Annotated in this window: 1 pseudogene (only partly in view); it reads left to right on the top strand. The window is 67.2% G+C overall.

What is annotated here, in order from left to right:
• Positions 1–20,034: pseudogene (locus MVA47_RS22345) on the top strand (AMP-binding protein); its annotated part reaches 8,481 nt to the left of the window's first position; the annotation flags it as partial.

Below are 20,034 nucleotides of genomic sequence, written 5' to 3'. Positions count from 1 at the left end.
GGCGCTGTGCCACTGGAGATCCCGGCGGACATCGTGGGATCCCTCAACGAACTGGCCCAACGCAACCAGGCGTCGCTGTTCATGGTGGTGCACTCACTCGTCGCTACACTGCTTGCCCGGCTGTCCAATTCAGACGACATCACGGTCGGTACCCCTGTCGGAGGCCGCGACCACGCCGACCTCGAACCGCTTGTGGGGATGTTCGTCAACACTGTTGTCCTGCGCACCCGGGTTGACGCCGGCGACCGCTTCGACGACCTCTTGTCGCGCGTTCGCGCCGCTGATCTGGAAGCGTTCGCCAACGACGACATCCCGTTCGAGAACGTTGTCGGTGCTCTCGTGCCCAAGCGGCAGAGCTCGCATTCACCGTTGTTCCAGGTGCTGCTCTCATTCGAGAACAACGAGACAGCGAGGGTGGATCTGCCCGGACTGAGCGTCGGTGTCGTCTCGGACATGGCCACCGGCGCGAAGTTCGACCTCACCTTCACCCTCGACGACAAGACAGTCGGTGACACCGGTGAACGCACCCTGACGGGCCGGATCACCTATGCGAGTGACGTTTTCGATCACGACACCGTCGCGACCATCGCCGAGCGCCTGGTGATCCTCGCGCGCGCCCTTGCAGAGGACTCCGCGGCCGTGGTCGGCGATGTGGACATCCTCACCGAAGCGGAGCGGCTGGACTCCGAACCCGCTTTCGAGTCGGAGCCCGAGCCGACGAGGTACACGGCGCGCGACCTCGCAGCGCTCCTCGCCGCGGCTGTCGACATCGACCCCGATGCGGTCGCCGTGGATCACGACGGCACACGGATCACCTACCGCGAGTTCAACGAACGCTTCTCGCAGCTGTCGGGTCCGCTGACCGAGCGGGGTATGGATTCCGACGCCATCGCCTCGGTGGTGCTCAGTGGACTGGTTCCGACGATCATGCTGGCGCCCGAGGGCTTTGCCACTGTCTTGGACACCGTCATCGCCGACGCTGCGCGTTTGGTGGGCGGCCGCTCGCTCGAGCGTTACCGCACGACAACGGCGCCCGCGGCAGACAGCACAGCCGGGTCGGAGCAGGGTCGGGTCGCCACGCCGCTGACCGAGTGGGATGAGCGTGTTCGCGAACATCCGGGTGCACTCGCCGTGCGCAGCCCCGAGGCGTCATACACCCGTCTCGAACTCGACCAGAGCGCCAATCGTCTTGCCCGCGAATTGATGTCACGAGGCATCGGTCCCGACGACGTGGTGGGCCTGCTCACCCCACGGTCGGCGAACTGGGTGCTGGGCATGCTCGCCGCCTGGAAGGCGGGCGCGGCATACCTGCCTCTGGACCCGGGTGCACCTGCCGAACGGGCCGGCTCGGTCATCGAGGACACCGGCGCCACGGTGGTGGTCGCCAGTCAGAACGCCATCACGGACGAACTCCGCACCCGGATCGCGGCGACCGGTGCGCTCCTGATCGAACTGGGCGACAGCGCGACCGAGGAACGGCTGCGGCGGCTGGATGCCACATCGCTACCGGACCGCTGGACAGAACCCGGCGCCGTCAGTCGACTGGGTTACGTCATCACCACGTCTGGATCGACCGGCAGGCCCAAGCCGACTCTCGTACCCGCGGCCGGACTGCTCAACATGTGGAACTGGTATCGCGGCCAGGTCACGTTCGGGGACGGTGACACCGTCCTGATCGCGTCATCGCCGCGATTCGACATGACGCAGAAGAACATCTGGCTCGCACTGCGGGTCGGTGGTGTCATCCGCTTGGCGACAGAGGGATTCGATCCCGAGGAGATCCTCGGCATCATCGCGTCCGAGAAGATCGACCTGTTCAACGTCGCCCCCAGTGCGCTCGAGCTCCTGGTGGAGCTCGACGAGCACCGGGTCGTCACCAGCATCGCCAACGTCACTGCCGGCGGTGAGGTCCTACCGCCGCGGGCTTACCGGACCTTGCTGGGCACCGACACGCACCTGCTGTCCACGTACGGGCCGACCGAGACGGCAGCCACCAGCTCGGCGACGGCCGTCGAGATGGCCGACTACCCACCGAATGTCGGCGACGAGGCCCGCGACATCGGCCCGATCACATTGGGACGGTCCATCCCGAACGTGACCCACAAGGTTCTCGACGGACGGCTGCGGCCGGTTCCGGTCGGAGTGGTCGGCGAGTTGTACATCGGCGGGATCGCTCCCGCCCGCGGGTACGGCGGCATGTTCGACACCACCGCAGCGCGTTTCGTCGCCGACCCCTACGGCAAACCCGGCGCACGGATGTACCGCACCGGTGACCTGGTCCGCCGGCTACCGAACGGTGACGCGCAGTTCATCGGCCGCAGCGACTTCCAGGTGAAGGTGCGCGGACTGCGTATCGAACTGGGGGAGATCGAGTCCGCACTGACAGCGATCCCCGGAATCCGGCAGGCCGTGGTCTCCGCGCACGGCGAGTCATCCGACCGTCGGCTCGCGGCCCATGTCGCAGGCTCTGCCGACCTCGATGCCGGCGAGATCAGGGCCGCGCTCGGCAAGGTGCTGCCCGACTACATGGTCCCCGAGGCCATCGTGATCCTCGATGCCCTGCCGCTGAACCCGAACGGCAAGGTGGACCGAAAGGCTCTGCCCGAACCCGAATTCGGGCAAACTCCCGAAGAGTCGTTCGTCGCGCCGCGCACGCCGCTGGAGGAGATCATCGCCGGCGTGTTCGCCGACGCGGTCGGCGCCGAACGGATCAGCGCAACGGCGTCCTTCTTCGAGCAGGGCGGCAACTCGCTGAGCGCAGCGCGGCTCGCCACCCGACTCTCCGATGCCCTCGGCACAGCCGTCGGTCTGCGCGACGTCTTCGAGAAGCAGAGTCCCGCCGAGCTCGCAGAGTTGATCGAACAGCGCCGCACCGACGGTGTGGTCGCGACGGGCCGAGCCCCGGCCCGATTCGTGAAGCCCGAAGGCCCCACGCCCGAACGCATTCCGTTGTCCTTGGCGCAGCAACGGCTCTGGTTCATCAACCGCTACGACCAGGAGTCGGGCGCCTACAACATCCCGATGACGTTGTTGCTCACCGGAGATCTCGATGTGGAGGCGATGGGCGCTGCCCTCGTCGACCTCGTCGAACGGCAGCAGGTCATCCGGACGATCTACCCCGAGAGCCCCGAGGGGCCGGAACAGCGCATCATCCCGATCATGGACGCGCTGCCGCCGTTGCGTCTCGATTCGATTCCGCAGGGCGAGGTGTGGGAGCGACTACAGGCGTTCGCCCGTATCGGTTTCGACGTCACCAAGACCGTGCCGTTCCGGGCGGCTCTCTGGCGGATCGAACCGGAATCGCCGAAGCCGGGCGCAGCCGAAGAGCACCTGCTGGTGATCGTCGTGCACCACATCGCCTCGGACGGTCTGTCGATGCGGCCTCTGGCCACCGACCTGCTGACCGCCTACCAGGCTCGCCGTGAAGGCCGCGCGCCCGGTTGGGAACCGCTGGAGGTCCAGTACGCCGACTTCGCGATCTGGCAGCAGCAGAACTTCGGCAGCGGTGCCGCGCCGGACAGCCTGGCGACGACCCAGCTCGACTTCTGGCGGGAGAACCTCGCCGGACTGCCCGAGGTCATCGGGCTGCCCACCGACCGCCCGCGTGCCAACACGCGCAGCGGTGTCGGGGCCAGCCACCTGTTCTTCGTGCCGCCGGGCCTCCACAACCGCGTCGTGGCGCTCGCCGGTGCCCACGGCCTCTCGAACTTCATGGTCATCCACGCCGCCCTGGCGGTGATGCTCGCCCGTTCCGGAGCGGACAACGATGTCGCCCTGGGTACCCCGATCGGCGGACGCGGAGCCCCTGAGCTCGACGCGCTGGTCGGCATGTTCGTCAACACACTCGTGTTGCGTACACAGGTACCGCTGGACCGGACCGTCGCCGACTTCCTGACCGAGGTGCGCACGCAGGACCTCGACGCGTTCGTCCACAGCGATGTGCCCTTCGAGCAGATCGTCGACGCGCTCACACCGCACCGGTCGACGGCCCACACCCCGCTCATCCAGGTCATCTTCGGGCTGAACAACAATGCCCGTCCGATCCTCGACGTGGAAGGCCTCACGGTGACCCCGGGTGCGGTGGACACCGAGTTCAGCAAGTTCGACCTCGCCTTCGAGCTCACCGAGCAGTGGGATGACGACGGGAAACCTGCCGGCATGGCGGGCTTCCTCGGCTACGCCACCGACATCTTCGACGGTTCCACGGCCGCGTCGCTGACAGAACGTCTCGTCCGGGTGCTGGAGGGAATGGTCGCCGATCCCGGTGCGGTACTGGGCGAGATCCCGTTGCTCGATGACCAGGCGATGGCCGATCTGGTACCGGTCCGAGGCGTCGATCCGGTGCCGCCTGCCACGCTCGGCGAGCTGCTCGATGCCGCCGTGGACATGAACCCCAACGGTGTCGCGCTCGTGTGCGGCGGGCAGAGCATGACCTACCGGGACCTCGACGATCGCTCCAATCGTCTTGCACGCGAGTTGATCTCGCGTGGTCTCGGCCCCGAAGACGTGGTTGCGCTGGGCATCACCCGCAGCATCGAATCGGTGCTCGCGGTCTGGGCGGTGGCTCGTTCGGGTGCCACCTTCGTTCCCGTCGACCCGAATTACCCGGCCGATCGCGTGGAGCACATGCTGACCGATTCGGGTGCGACGATCGGTCTCACCAGGCGGGTTGATGCCGTCAGATTGCCGCAGACCATTGCCTGGCTCGACATCGACGACCCGGTCCTGCACCGTCACCCTGCCGGCCGCATCGGCGCCGACGAGCGCCGCGGTCCGGTCCTCACGGCCAATTGCGCATACATCATCTACACCTCGGGTACCACCGGAAAGCCCAAGGGCGTCGAGGTGACCCACGGCGGGCTGGCTGCGTTCAACGCCGAGCAGCATCGTCGTTACAACACCGACAGCAACTCGCGCACACTGCATTTCGCCTCGCCGAGCTTCGACGCATCGATCCTCGAGTTGCTGCTGGCGGCCGGGGCGGGCGCCACGATGGTGATCGTGCCTGCTGGTGTCTACGGCGGCGAGGAACTGCGAGAACTGCTCGCCGACAACCGCGTGACACACGCCTTCATCACTCCGTCCGCGCTGGCGTCGGTGGACCCGACCGAGCTGCCGCACTTCTCCGACGTGGTCGCAGGCGGCGAAGCCGTCCCGAGTGACCTGGTGGACCGTTGGGCTCCTGGCCGTCGCCTCTACAACGGTTACGGTCCGACCGAGACCACGATCATGACGAACATCAGCGATCCGATGGTGCCGGGTGAACCGGTCACCATCGGCGGCCCCGTCGCCGGTGTCGAAGCGCTTGTCCTCGACGGTCGCCTACGTCCTGTCCCCGCCGGCGTGCCGGGGGAGCTGTACATCAGTGGACCGGGTGTCTCGCGTGCCTACCGTGGTCGACCCGACCTCACCTCACATCGGTTCGTGGCCAATCCCTATGCCGGCGAAGGCGTCCGCATGTACCGCACCGGCGACGTGGTGCGGTGGGTGGAGGTGGCCAAGCCAGACGGCCGGACCGTCTTCGAGATCGCCTACATGGGTCGATCCGATCAGCAGGTCAAGGTCCGCGGCTTCCGGATCGAACTGGGCGAGATCGACGCGGTACTGGCAGGACACCCGGCCGTGGACTTCGCGGTGACGATCGGTGTGGACGGACCGAGTGGCGACACGGCTCTGGCGGCATACGTCAAACCCACCTCGGGCAGCACCATCGATGCCCGCGACCTGGCCGACTACGCCGGGGGATTCCTGCCGAAGTTCATGGTGCCGTCGTCGATCGTGATCCTCGACGAGGTCCCGCTGACTCCGGTCGGGAAACTGGACAAACGTGCACTTCCCGCCCCCGAGTTCCGCGGCGCCACGGGCGAACACCGTGAACCCTCGACTCCGATGGAGCACGCTGTGGCGGCTGCGTTCGCAGACGTCCTCGGAGTCGACACCGTCGGCGCCGACGACTCCTTCTTCGAACTCGGCGGCAATTCGCTGGCCGCCACCCGCGCCATCGCCAGGATCAACGAGATCCTGGGTGTGCGTCTGGGCGTACGGATCCTGTTCGATTCGCCGGTGGTGGCGGACCTCGCCGAAGCGATCGGTGCCTCGCCCGATCTCGACGGCATGCCGATCCGGCCGCTCACCCCGCAGAAACGGCCGGACCGGATCCCGCTGTCGCTTGCGCAGCAACGGATGTGGTTCGTCAACCGGCTCAACCCCGATGCAGCCGACTACAACATCCCGCTCGGTCTGCGGCTGCGGGGCTCTCTCGACGAGAGCTCTCTGACCGCCGCCCTGATGGACGTGATCGAGCGCCAGGAGATCCTGCGTACGGTCTACCCCGACTCGGTGCAGGGCCCGTATCAGAAGATCCTTCCCGTCTCGGAGGCTGTGCCGCAGCTGATCACCCGCACGGTGGGTTCCGAGGACGAATTGCTCCAGATGTGCGTCGAACTCGCCACCGAGGGATTCGACGTCACCGCGGCGCCGCCGCTGCGGGCGATGCTGCTCGAGATCGCTCCCGACGACCATGTGGTGCTGCTGGTCATCCACCACATCGCAGCAGACGGGTCGTCCCTGGTCCCGCTGGCCACCGACCTGATGACCGCGTACACCGCGCGGGTTGCCGGTGCGGCTCCTGCCTTCCGGCCGCTGAGTGTGCAGTACGCCGACTACGCGATCTGGCAACGCGGCGTGATGGGGTCTGAGGACGACCCGGATTCGCTTGCGTCACGGCAGATCTCGTTCTGGCGTGAGCACCTCGCGGGAATGCCCGAGCTGCTCGACCTGCCGACCGACCGGCCGCGTACCGACAAGCGGTCGGTTGCCGGTGGCGAGGTCACGTTCACCATTCCCGCCGAACTGCAGGCACAGCTGCAGGCTCTGGCTCGCGAGAACGACACCACCATGTTCATGGTGGTGCACGCCGCGTACTCGATCCTGCTCGCCCGGTTGAGCGGCTCGGACGACGTCGCCGTCGGCACGCCCACCGCCGGCCGGAACGCCTCGGCGGTCGACGGACTGGTCGGCATGTTCGTCAACACGCTGGTGTTGCGCAACACCGTCGACATGTCTTCGTCTTTCGTGTCCACCCTCGCCGCGGCGAAGTCGGCCGACCTCGCCGCGTTCAACAACGCCGACCTGCCGTTCGAGCAGGTTGTCGAGGCCGTGGCCCCCACCCGTTCGCGGAAGTACGCGCCGCTGGTCCAGGCGATGCTCACCATGCAGAACATCGAGGTGCCGACGGTGACCCTGCCGGGTCTCGAGGTGAGTGGGCTCGACTCACCGATCCGGTACGTCAAATCCGATCTGGGCCTGACGGTGTCGGAGAACTTCGGCGCCGACGGCCGAGGCCGCGGGATCGACGCGATCCTCGACTACGCCGTCGACATCTTCGACGAGTCGACCGTGCAGACGATGGCCGAGCGCTTCCTCGCTGTGCTGACCGCCATCACCGACGACCCCGAGGTCCCCGTCGGCGACATCGAGATCCTGACCGAAGCCGAGCGTTCGGCGATGGGTGGATCGACGTCGGCAGACGAGGCGGCAGGGTTCGGTTCGGCACTGTCCGACCTGAAGGGCAAGTCACTCGCCGAGCTGCTCGCCACCGCCGCACGGATCAACCCTGATGGCATCGCGTTGTCGCACAACGGAACCGATGTGACCTACGGCGCATTGCATGCGAAGTCGACCGAACTGGTCGCAACGCTGGCGGCCGTGGGCGTTGGGCCCGAAGCTGCCGTCACGGTCGCTTTGTCCACACTGCTTCCGGGGCTGCTCGAAGGCGCGGCAGCAGAAGGTTTCGCCGAGCAGTTCGCGGGGATGCTCGCCTCGGTGATCGCCGAGTCGGGCTCTGCCGCCGATCAGGGCGAGCCCACGCTGGCGCGGTTGTTCGAAGCGCAGGTGGAGCGCACCCCCGACGCCCGAGCACTGGTGTTCGAGGACGCGACGCTGAGCTACGCGGAATTCTCCGGGCGGGTCAGTGCCCTTGCGCGCCATCTGATCGCGGCCGGGGTGGGACCGGAAGTGCATGTCGCCCTGGCGATGCCCCGTTCGTTCGAGCTCTTGATCGGGATGTACGCCGTCATCGAGGCCGGCGCGTCGTACGTGCCGATCGACCTGGCGAACCCCGTCGACCGGATCGCCTACGTGCTCGACAGCAGCAACCCGAAGATGGTGCTCACCACCTCCGGCACCGGGTTCGAGATCCCGGAGGGGACAGCGGCCGATCCCGACATCCTGGTGATCGATGACCTCGAACTCGATGGCTACGCCACCGGACCCATCACCGATGAGGAACGGACCGCACCGCTTCGAGGCGACAACACCGCCTACGTCATCTACACCTCGGGATCCACCGGACGTCCCAAGGGCGTGGCGGTCAGCCATCGCTCGATCGTCAACCGGCTGCTGTGGATGCAGGCCGAGTACTCCCTGACGGCCGACGACGTGGTGATGCAGAAGACGCCTGCGACGTTCGACGTGTCGGTGTGGGAGTTCTTCTGGCCCTTGCAGGTCGGCGCAACACTTGTCATCGCCATACCCGATGGTCACCGCGATCCCGACTACCTGCGCCGACTGATCGCCGAACGTGGCGTCACCACGCTGCATTTCGTGCCGTCGATGCTCTCGGTGTTCCTCGCCGAGGCCGACAGCGCCTCGCTGGCGGGTCTCACGCGGGTCTTCGCCAGCGGTGAAGCGCTGCCGCCGGCCACGGCGGCGCGGTTCGCCAAGCTCACCGACGCCGGGCTGCACAACCTCTACGGACCGACCGAGGCAGCAGTCGACGTCACCTATCACCAGTACACCGCCGACGACGTGAACGTGGTCCCCATCGGACGTCCGGTGGCGAACACGGGCGTTCACGTTCTCGACGCCCGTCTACGGCCGGTGCCACCGAACGTCTCCGGCGAGCTGTACCTCACCGGTGTCCAGTTGGCCCGGGGTTATGTGGGGCGGCCAGATCTGAGCGCAGACCGTTTCGTGGCGGACCCGATGGCCCGCGGCGAGCGGATGTACCGGACGGGCGACCTCGTCCGCAGGCGTACCGACGGTGAACTCGAGTACATCGGCCGTACCGACTTCCAGGTGAAGCTGCGCGGCCTGCGGATCGAGCTGCCGGAGATCGAAGCCGCACTGACCGATGACGAGTCGATCGCCGACGCCGTTGTGGTGGTGGTGGACGTGGCCGACGACAAACACCTCGTCGCCTACGTGGTGGCCGAACCCGGACAATCCGTCGACAACACCGACCTGCTGCGGCTACTGCGTGACCGGCTGCCCGCCTACATGGTGCCCAGCGCCATCATGGAATTGGACGCGTTCCCGCTCACCGCGAACGGCAAGCTCGACCGCAAGGCTCTGCCCGAGCCCGAATTCATGGACAGTGCAGCGGAGTACATTGCTCCGCGTACGGCGGCCGAGGAAGCCGTTGCCAAGGTCTTCGGCGACATCGCCAAGCGGCCACAGGTCAGTGCCACGGACTCGTTCTTCGACATCGGCGGAACCTCGCTGGGCGCCACCCGCGTGGCCGCCCGGGTGCAGGCAGCACTCGGCATCGAGATCAGCGTGCGAGACATCTTCGACCACCCGACTGTCGCCGAGTTGGCTGAGCTGACCACCTCGCGTTCCGGTGGAGCGCAGGCACGGCCCGAACTGGCCCCGAGGCCGCGGCCCGAACGGATCCCGCTGTCGCTCGCGCAGTCGCGGATGTGGTTCATCAACCAGTTCGACACCAGCTCGCCCGCATACAATCTGCCGCTCCCGCTGCGGTTGTCCGGCGAACTCGATGTCGACGCGCTGCGCACCGCGATCGTCGACGTCGCCGAACGTCACGAGTCGTTGCGCACCACGTTCCCCGACACCGCCGATGGTCCGTACCAGCTCATCCATCCAGTGGACGAGGCGGTCGCCGGGATCTTCCACGAGGTGGAGGTACGGTCCGATCCAGAGGCGATCGCCGATGAACTGAGGCGCCACGCGATCGCCGGGTTCGATGTGACAACCGAACTCCCGATGCGAATCGTGTTGTTGCACATCAGCGAAACCGAACACATCCTGATGCTCGTCGCTCATCACATCGCCGCAGACGGTGCGTCGATGGCCCCGCTCTTCGGCGATCTGGTGCTCGCCTACGAGGCGCGCCGGGCAGGGAAGGCCCCGGACTACACCCCGTTGGCCGTCCAGTACGCGGACTTCTCGATCTGGCAGCGCGAAGTCCTCGGAGACGAGAAGGACGCCGGCTCGGTCGCCGCGGAACAGATCGGCTACTGGCGAAAGACGCTCTCCGGCTTGCCGGAATCGGTGGAGCTCCCCACCGACAGGCAGCGCCCGGCCATGCAGTCGCTCCGCGGCGCCGCACTGCCGTTCACCGTCGCGCCGTCGGTCAGGGAGTCGCTGCAGCGTGTCGCGCGGTCTCACGACGTCAGCATGTTCATGCTGATGCACGCCGCGCTGGCGGTGCTCATCGAGCGGTTGACCGGTGAGGCCGACATCGCCATCGGTACCCCGATCGCCGGTCGAGGCGAAGAAGCCCTCGATCCATTGGTCGGCATGTTCGTCAACACCGTGGTGCTACGGGCCGAGGTTGATCCAGAGGTGAGTTTCGTCGATCTGCTCGCGCAGGTCCGAGCCGCCGACATCGACGCGATGGCCCACGGGGACATCCCGTTCGAGCGCCTCGTCGAGGTGCTCGACGTCCATCGCTCCACCGCGCACCATCCGCTGTTCCAGATCGCGCTGTCGTTCGACAACAACGAGGCACCAGAACTCACCCTGCCGGGTCTGAAGGTGTCGCCGGTCCGCGCCGACTTCGACGTCGCCAAGTTCGACCTGCAGTTGTCGATCGGTGACAACGACGAGCCCGGTGCGCCGATCAATGCCGTCTTCACCTATGCGACAGACCTTTTCGACGAGTCGTCGATCAACACGTTCGCCGAGCGGTTCGTGCGCATCCTCGAAGCTGTCGCCGTCGACCCCGACGTGGTCGTCAGTGACGTCGACGTGTTGAGTGACACCGAACTCGCCGATCTGACCTCCGTTCGTGGCCCCGAGGGTGTCGAACCCCAGACCCTGCCCGACCTCCTCGCACGAGGGGTCGAGGCCAACCCGGCGGGCGTCGCGGTGTCCTACCGTGGCCAGACGCTCACCTACCAGGCTCTCGACCAGCTCACCAACCGCCTCGCCCGGCGGCTCATCGAACTCGGTGCCGGTCCGGAGACCGTGGTGGCACTCGGTGTCCGCCGATCGATGAGCTCGATCATCGGCACGTGGGCGATCGCGAAGACCGGCGCGGTGTATCTGCCGATCAACCTCGACTACCCGCTCGAGCGGATCGTGGAGATGATCCAGGACTCGGGTACGGCGTTCGGTCTGACCGTGCTCGGCGACGACGAGGCGCTGCCCGCCTCCGTCGACTGGTATGACCTCGACGAACTCGACGCGCAGACCGGCGACCGCTCCAAAGCCGTTGTCACCGACTCCGATCGGCTGTCGCCGCTTCGCATCGACCACCCCGCGTACCTCATCTACACGTCGGGTTCGACAGGGAAGCCGAAGGCTGTGGTGGTGACCCACCACGGGCTCGCCAACCTCGCCACCGACGTGCGCGAACACTACGACGTCACCACCTCGTCGCGCTTCCTGCACGTGGCCTCACCGAGCTTCGACACATCGGTCGGCGAATTGCTGGCAGCATTCACCGCCGGCGCAACACTGATCGTGTCGCCGCAGGACGTGTTCGGCGGTAGCGAGCTCGCAGAGCTGATCCATACCGAACGCATCACCAATGTGGTGATGACCCCGACCGCTCTGATGACCGTCGACCCGGCCGGGCTCGACACGGTGCATTCGGTGGTGGTCGGCGGAGACATCTGTCCGCCAGAGCTCACCGAACGCTGGTCCGGTGCACTGCGAAATGCGTACGGCCCCACCGAGGCCACGGTCATCGTCACGATCACCGCGCCGTTGTCCGCGGGCTCCAAGGTCACCATCGGATCGCCGCTGCGTGGCGTCACCACTCGCATCCTCGACTCCCGGTTGCGTGTGGTTCCCCGTGGTGTCGTCGGTGAGCTGTACCTCGCCGGCCCAGGGGTCGCCCGCGGATACCACGATCGTCCGCAGATCACGGCACAACGTTTTGTCCCAGATCCCTACGGTGAGCCGGGCTCGCGGCTCTACCGCACCGGCGACCTCGTGCGCTACAGCATGGACCCCGGCAGGAACGGGCACTCGCTCGAATACGTGGGGCGCAGTGACTTCCAGGTGAAGGTGCGCGGGTTCCGTGTGGAGCTGGGCGAGATCGACAAGTTGCTCGATTCCCACCCCGACGTCGATTTCGCGGTCACGGTCGGTACCGCCGGACCCGGTGGCGACACCGTGCTGGCGTCGTACGTCCTGCCGAAGCCCGGACACGAGGTGGATCCGGAAGCGCTCAAACGTAATGTCGGCGATCATCTTCCACAGCACATGGTGCCGTCGGCGGTGACCGTTCTCGACGCCATCCCGCTCACCCCGATCGGCAAACTCGACCGGCGTGCGCTGCCCGAACCTGTTTTCACCGTGGGCGACCGCGTGTTCCGCGCTCCACGCAATCCGGTGGAGACCACCCTCGCCGAGGTGTTCGCAGAGGTGCTCGATCTGCCCGAGGTGAGCATCGACGAGAGCTTCTTCGACCTCGGTGGCAACTCGCTGAGTGCCACCAAGGTCGTCGGTCGGGCAGGGGCCGCACTCGGCGGGAAGATCGGGGTGCGTGAGCTGTTCGCCGCGCCGACCGTCGCCGAACTCGCCGAGCGCCTGGCCTCCGGGACCGGTGTACGTGCCCACCGCCCACCGCTGGTGGCACGACCACGCCCGGTCCGGATCCCGTTGTCGCTGGCCCAGACCCGCATGTGGTTCCTCAACCGCTTCGACCCGGAATCTGTTGCCTACAACATCCCTGCCGCGGTGACGCTGGTCGGCGATCTCGACGTCGCAGCCCTGCGGCGCGCGATCAACGACGTGGTCGCGCGACACGAATCGCTCCGGACCATCTACCCGGACTCGCCGACCGGACCGCATCAGGTGATCCTGACGGCGGAGCAGGCCGCCCCGGAGATGGAGATGGTCGACGCCACCGAGGACACGCTCTTCGATGAGCTGACCAGGTTCGTGGCACGGGGCTTCGACGTCACCACCACCGTTCCCGTGCGAATCGCGTTGATGCGACTGGACGAACAGCGTCATGTGCTCTCGATGGTGGTTCACCACGTGGCGGCCGACGGTCAGTCGATGGTGCCGTTCGTCGGTGATCTCGCGGTCGCCTACGACGCGCGTTCGGCCGGACGGGCTCCGGAGTGGACGCCGCTGCCGGTGCAGTACGCCGACTACTCCATCTGGCAGCGTGAGTTGCTCGGTGACGAGTCGGATCCGACCAGCGTGCTGGCCACCCAGGTCGAGTTCTGGAAGAAGAACCTCGCGGACATCCCCGACCAGCTGGAACTGCCCACCGACCGGCCGCGTCCTCCGGTGCAGTCGCTGCGCGGACGTCAGTTGTCGTTCTCGATCTCTGCCGACGCCCATCGCGGCCTGGCCGACCTGGCACGCGCAAGGGGCGCCAGTGCGTTCATGGCCTTCCACGGCGCCTTCGCGCTACTGCTCGCGCGCCTGAGCGGCAACCCCGACATCACCGTCGGTACGCCGGTGAGCGGAAGGGTCGAGAGCGAGGTCGAAGGTGTCATCGGCATGTTCGTCAACACCCTCGCCATGCGGACCGAGATCGATCTCGGCCGTGGTTTCGGTGCGCTCCTGGACACCGTCCGCGATCGTGACGCCGAAGCGTTCTCCCACGCCGATGTGCCGTTCGAACGCCTCGTCGAGGTACTCAATCCGGTGCGTTCGACCGCCCACCATCCGATCTTCCAGGTCGGCCTGTCGTTCCAGAACATCGAGCGCGCCAGCCTCGACCTGGCCGGCCTGCGCATCGAACCCGTCGAGATGCCCGAGGGCGTCGCACAATTCGACCTGCATCTGATCCTGTCGGACAACTACGACGGCGATGGGCAGCCGGCCGGACTCGACGCGGTGTTCACCTACGCCGACGACCTGTTCGACCCGGAGACGGTGAGCGCGATCGCCGACCGCTTCGTCACGTTGATCGACGAGATCATCGACGAGCCGCTCGTTGCCGTCGGTGACCTGCCGATGCTCACCGGTCGACAGCAGCGTGAACTGGTCCGTGGTCGCAACAACACCGCTGTGGTGCTGTCGCCGGGCACGCTCGCGACCCGACTGTCGGAGTCGATGCGCGACAACGCAGAAGATGTCGCGCTCGAGGCCGATGACGGCACCGCGCTGACGTACGGCGACCTGGCTGTCCGGGTGAACGCGTTGGCCCGGATCCTGATCGACCGTGGGGTCGGCCCGGAAACCACTGTCGGACTTGCGATGCCGCGGTCGATCGACCTGGTGGTCGCGATGTACGCGGTCACCGTTGCCGGCGGCGCCTACCTGCCCATCGACCCGGACCATCCGCTGGACCGCATCTCCTACATAGTCGACAACGCCAGGCCCGTGCTCACCCTGGTGGCAGGCGAGCGACCGGCGGGACTGCCGGAGACGACCCAGACGCTCGATGTCTGTGGCCTCGATCTGACGGGAGTCTCCTCGGCGCCGGTGGAGGAGGGCGACCGTCTGGCTCCGCTGCGGCCGCACAACACGGCGTACATCATCTACACGTCCGGGTCCACGGGCCGGCCCAAAGGCGTTGCGGTGCCTCACGCCGCGATCGTCAACCAACTCGACTGGATCGCCGCGCAGTATCGACTGGACGCCGATGACGCCGTGCTCCTGCGCACGCAGGCCACGTTCGACCTCTCGGTGTGGGAGTTCTGGTGGGCTGTGACCGCGGGCGCCCGTCTGGTGATCGCCTCGCCGCAGGGACATCGCGACCCGGCGTACCTGGCCGAACTGATCCGGCGAACCGCGATCACCACGGTGACCTTCGTACCCTCGCTGCTGAACGTCTTCCTGCAGGAGGCGCGGGCAGATCAGCTCACGACTCTGCGGTACGTCCTGTGCATCGGCGAGGCACTGACCCCGGACGTCGTCTCGCGATTCCGGGACCTGACCGCACAGGCGTCTGCGGGCGTGGAGATCCACAACCTGTACGGGCCCACCGAGGCCGCGGTCAGCATCACCCACCAGGAGGTGCCGTCCGAACTGGGCTCGGCGGTACCGATCGGTCGGCCGGAATGGAACAGCCAGGTCTTCGTGCTCGACAACCGGCTGCATCCGGTACCCGACGGGGTGACCGGTGAGCTGTACCTCGCCGGTGCGCAATTGGCGCGGGGCTACCACCAGCGCAGTGACCTCTCGGCCGAGCGGTTCGTCGCGAACCCGTTCGGCACGCCGGGCAGCCGGATGTACCGCACCGGCGACCTCGCGCGCTGGACCACTGTCGCCGGTGACACCCGGCCGACCCTGACATACATGGGACGCAGCGACTTCCAGGTGAAGGTGCGCGGCTTCCGCATCGAACTCGGCGAGATCGAACGCGTCCTCACCATGTCGCCACAGGTGGATGCCGCGGTGGTCACCGTCCACAGCGACCCCCACGTCGGTGAGCAGCTGGTCGCGTATCTGGTGCCGTCCGCAGGCGCAGCCCTCGACACCCGTTCGGTGCTGTCGACCGCTGCCGAGGAGCTACCGGCGTACATGGTGCCCGCGCTCGTGGTGCCGATCGAGCGGCTCCCGCTCAGTGTGAACGGCAAGCTCGACCGTAAAGCGTTGCCGCAGCCCGAGTTCGGATCGTCGGACAACTATCAGCCGCCGAGCAGCCCGGTGGAGGAGATCGTTGCCGGCATCTTCGCCGACGTGGTCGGGGCCACGATGGTCGGCGCGGGTGACAGCTTCTTCTCGCTCGGCGGCAACTCGCTGTCGGCCACCCGTGTGGTCGCGCAGATCAACGCTGCAGTGGGCTCGAACCTGGCCGTGCGCGACCTGTTCACCGAGCCGACCGTCGCCGGACTCGCACTGCTGGCCGAACGCGCCGACGGGGACCGGGCGCGGCCTGCGCTGCTGGCGGCCGAGCGTCCGGCATTCCTGCCCCTGTCGCCCGCACAGAGCCGGATGTGGTTCATCAATCAGTTCGACACCACCTCACCGGCATACAACATCCCGGCCGTGATCGCGATGTCCGGCGACCTCGACGTGGACGCACTTCGCGAGGCCGTGACCGATGTGATCAGCCGGCACGAGGTGCTGCGTACCCGCTACCCGGATGACGGCGACGGACCGCGCCAGCTGATCCTCGACGTGGACGAATTGCCGTCCGCAGGGCTCTCGTTGGACGTGCGTGAGGTGTCGGGCGACGACGAGTTGCATGCGCAGCTCGGTGCCTTGATCGGCGAGGGGTTCGATGTGACCGCCGCCGTGCCGGTCCGCATCGCACTGCTACGACGGTCGCCGTCCGAACACGTCCTGGTGGTGGTGATCCACCACATCAGCGGCGACGGTGCATCGATCGCACCGTTGGCGCGTGACGTCATGGTGGCCTACACCGCGCGTACCGGGGGCAGTGAGCCCGGCTGGTCGCCGCTGGCGGTGCAGTACGCCGACTACGCCCTCTGGCAGCACGAGGTACTCGGCGAAGAGAACGACCCCGAGAGCCTGGCCGCGCGTCAGATCGACTTCTGGACCCGTCAACTCGACGGAATCCCGGATGTCATCGATCTACCGATCGACCGTCCGCGGCCGCCGGTGCAGTCGACCGCCGGTGCGTCGTACGAGTTCTCGCTCGATCCCGAATTGCGCAATGGGCTCGCGCGCGTGGCATCGGGCCATCACGCCACGATGTTCATGGTCTGTCACGCGGCGCTGGCCGTGCTGCTCGCACGATCGGGCACCACGGACGACATCGCCGTCGGAACCGCGATCGCCGGGCGCGGCGAGGCCGAACTCGACGACCTCGTGGGCATGTTCGTCAACACACTCGTGCTGCGTACCGAGGTCAGGCCCGGTGAGCCGTTCAGCGAATTGCTCGCCCGGACCCGCGCCACCGACATCGCCGCCTTCACACACACGGAGGTGCCGTTCGAGCGTCTGGTCGAGCACCTCGCGCCCGAGCGTGAGACCTCCTACGCGCCGCTGTTCCAGGTGGCTCTGGCGTTCCAGAACAACGAGCGGGCCGAGCTCGAGCTCCCGGGCATGCACGTGTCCGGACTCGAATCACCGATCACGACAACCAAGTTCGATCTCCAACTGACCCTTGCCGACGACGTCGACGACAACGGCGACACAGGCCTGACGGCGTTGTTCACCTACGCGACCGCGCTGTTCGACCAGTCGACCATCGCCGCGCTGGCCGAGCGCTTCACCGCGATCGCGACCGCCATCGTCGCCGACGCGGACGTACGGATCGGTGACATCGATCTGTTGACGCCTGCGGAGCGGGCCGAGTTGTCGCCGGTCGCCGGCCCGCCGGATGCCCCGTCGCGCACCATGATCGAGATCTTCGACGGCGCGGTGCAGAGCAACCCCGACGGTGTGGCGCTGGTGTGCGGCTCCGAATCGCTGACCTACCGTGAACTCGACTTCCGGTCGGGTGTGTACGCCGAGCTGCTCGTCGAGCGAGGTGTGCGTCCCGGGATGCCCGTTGCACTGGCGATCAGCCGATCGGTGAACTCGATGGTCGCGTTCTGGGCCATCGTCAAGTCGGGCGGCGCGGTGTTGCCGATCGATCCGAACTACCCGGCAGACCGCATCGAGCACATGGTCGCCGACGCCGACGTGACCATCGGTCTGACCATCGACGAAATCGTCGACCGCCTCCCTCAGTTGGCCAAATGGCTACCGGTGTCCGACGAGATGATGGACCGATACGGCCGTCGCACAGTCGAGACCGGCGGGGAGACACACGCCTCGTTCCTGGTGCACCCGCCAGTGCTCGATGACCTCGCGTACGTGATCTTCACCTCCGGTTCGACGGGCGGCCCAAGGGCGTCGGTGTCACCCATCGGGGTCTGGCCAACCTGTTGGCCGAGATGGGCCCCCGGTTCTCGCTGACCTCGTCGTCACGGGTTCTGCACTTCGCGTCCCCGAGCTTCGACGCATCCATCTTCGAGATCATGATGGCGATCAACGCCGCATCCACACAGGTGATCGCTCCGGCATCGATCTTCGGTGGCGAGGACCTGGCAAGGCTGCTCGCCGAGCAGCGGGTCTCCCACGCCTTCGTGACACCCGCCGCGCTGGCCACCGTGCCCCCGGACGGTCTCGGCGGTGTCGAGATGATCGCTGTCGCCGGCGATGTGTGCCCGCCTGAATTGGTGCGGCGCTGGGCTCCGGACCGTGCGATGTTCAACCTCTACGGCCCGTCGGAGGCGACCATCTGGTCGACGTCCACGGACGCCATGGACCCGTCCCGGCCGGTCACGATCGGTGGCCCGATCACCGGTGTCCGTGCGCTGGTGGCGGATTCACGTCTGCAGCCCGTGCCGCCGGGTGTCGCCGGTGAGCTCTACGTGTCCGGGTCCGCCGTCGCGCGCGGATACCTCGGCAGGTTCGACCTGACAGCTCAACGGTTTGTGGCCGACCCGTTCGGCGAACCCGGTTCGCGGATGTACCGCACCGGCGATGTCGTCCGGTGGAAGCGGACCGCTGACGAGCGCCTGGAACTGGAGTTCCTCGGCCGAACCGACTACCAGGTGAAGGTCCGCGGCTTCCGCATCGAACTGGGCGAGATCGACTCCGCCCTCGGCGAGCATCCCGACATCGACTTCGCCATCACCATCGGGCACACGCATCCACACACCGGCCAGACCGTGCTGGTCGCCTACGTGTACCCACGGCCCGGCCGGAGTGTCCAGGCGACCGAGATCAGCGCCCGGCTGGGTGAGCGGTTGCCCTCGCACATGGTCCCTTCATCGATCACGGTGCTCGACTCGGTGCCGCTGACCCCCGCCGGCAAGCTCGATCGACGCGCATTGCCAGAGCCGGTGTTCGACGGCAACTCCGGCGCCTACCGGGCCCCGAGCACTCCGATGGAGCAGCGGCTGGCCGAGCTCTTCACCGAGGTACTCGGTGTGGAGCGGATCGGTGTCGACGACTCCTTCTTCGCCCTGGGCGGTGACAGCATCGTCTCCATCCAGCTCGTGTCCAGGGCCCGCGCCGCCGGCATCGTGCTGACACCGCGCGACGTCTTCGATCGGCGCACCGTGGCGGAGCTGGCCGAGGTGGCCAAGCTCGCCGCCGACGCCGAGGTCCGCATGCTGGCCGAACTGCCCGGTGGCGCAGTCGGTCCCGTACCGCTGACCCCTATCATGCGGTGGCTCGTCGACACCCGCCGTCACTACAAGCAGTTCTCCCAGGCGAGCTTCCTGACCCTGCCTGCCGATCCAGGCCATGAGCGACTGCTCTCGGCTGTCGGTGCCGTCCTGGACCGCCACGATGCCCTGCGCGCGCGACTGGACGTCGACGACACGAACCCGGAATCGTCCGGACTGGTCATTCCGCCGGCCGGCACCATCGATCCGGCCACGGTGCTGACCCGCGTGGAGTTCTCCGAGACCCCCGGGACGCCGGAGTTCAAGGCGATGGTCGCAGCCACCACCGCGGCGGCGGTCGACCGCCTCGACCCGGCCGCAGGCGTCATGATGCAGGTGGTCTGGTTCGATCCCGTCGACCCCACCGCCACCGGACGGCTGTACGTGCTCGTCCACCACCTGGTGGTGGACGGCGTGTCGTGGCGGATCTTGCTGCCCGACCTCGCCATCGCCTGGGGGCAGAGCGAGAACGGCGGCACTCCGGACCTGCCTGCTGTGGGAACCTCGTTGCGTGCGTGGGCAACTGCGCTCACCGAGACCGCCACACACCGCGATGACGAGATCGACCACTGGTCTGCCGTTGTCGCCACCGACGATCCCGCGCTGGGTGATCGCCGGATCGATCCCGACCGCGACACGGCGTCCACGGTCGAACGCCTGGACGTCGAGTTCCCGAACGACGTGACCGAGTCGATGCTGACCGGCGTCACCTCCGCCTACCGGGGCGGTGTCAACGATGCGCTGC

Source organism: Williamsia sp. DF01-3, from assembly GCF_023051145.1.
In the GTDB taxonomy this organism is placed as follows: domain Bacteria; phylum Actinomycetota; class Actinomycetes; order Mycobacteriales; family Mycobacteriaceae; genus Williamsia.
This window is presented reverse-complemented; position numbering and strand designations above follow the sequence as displayed.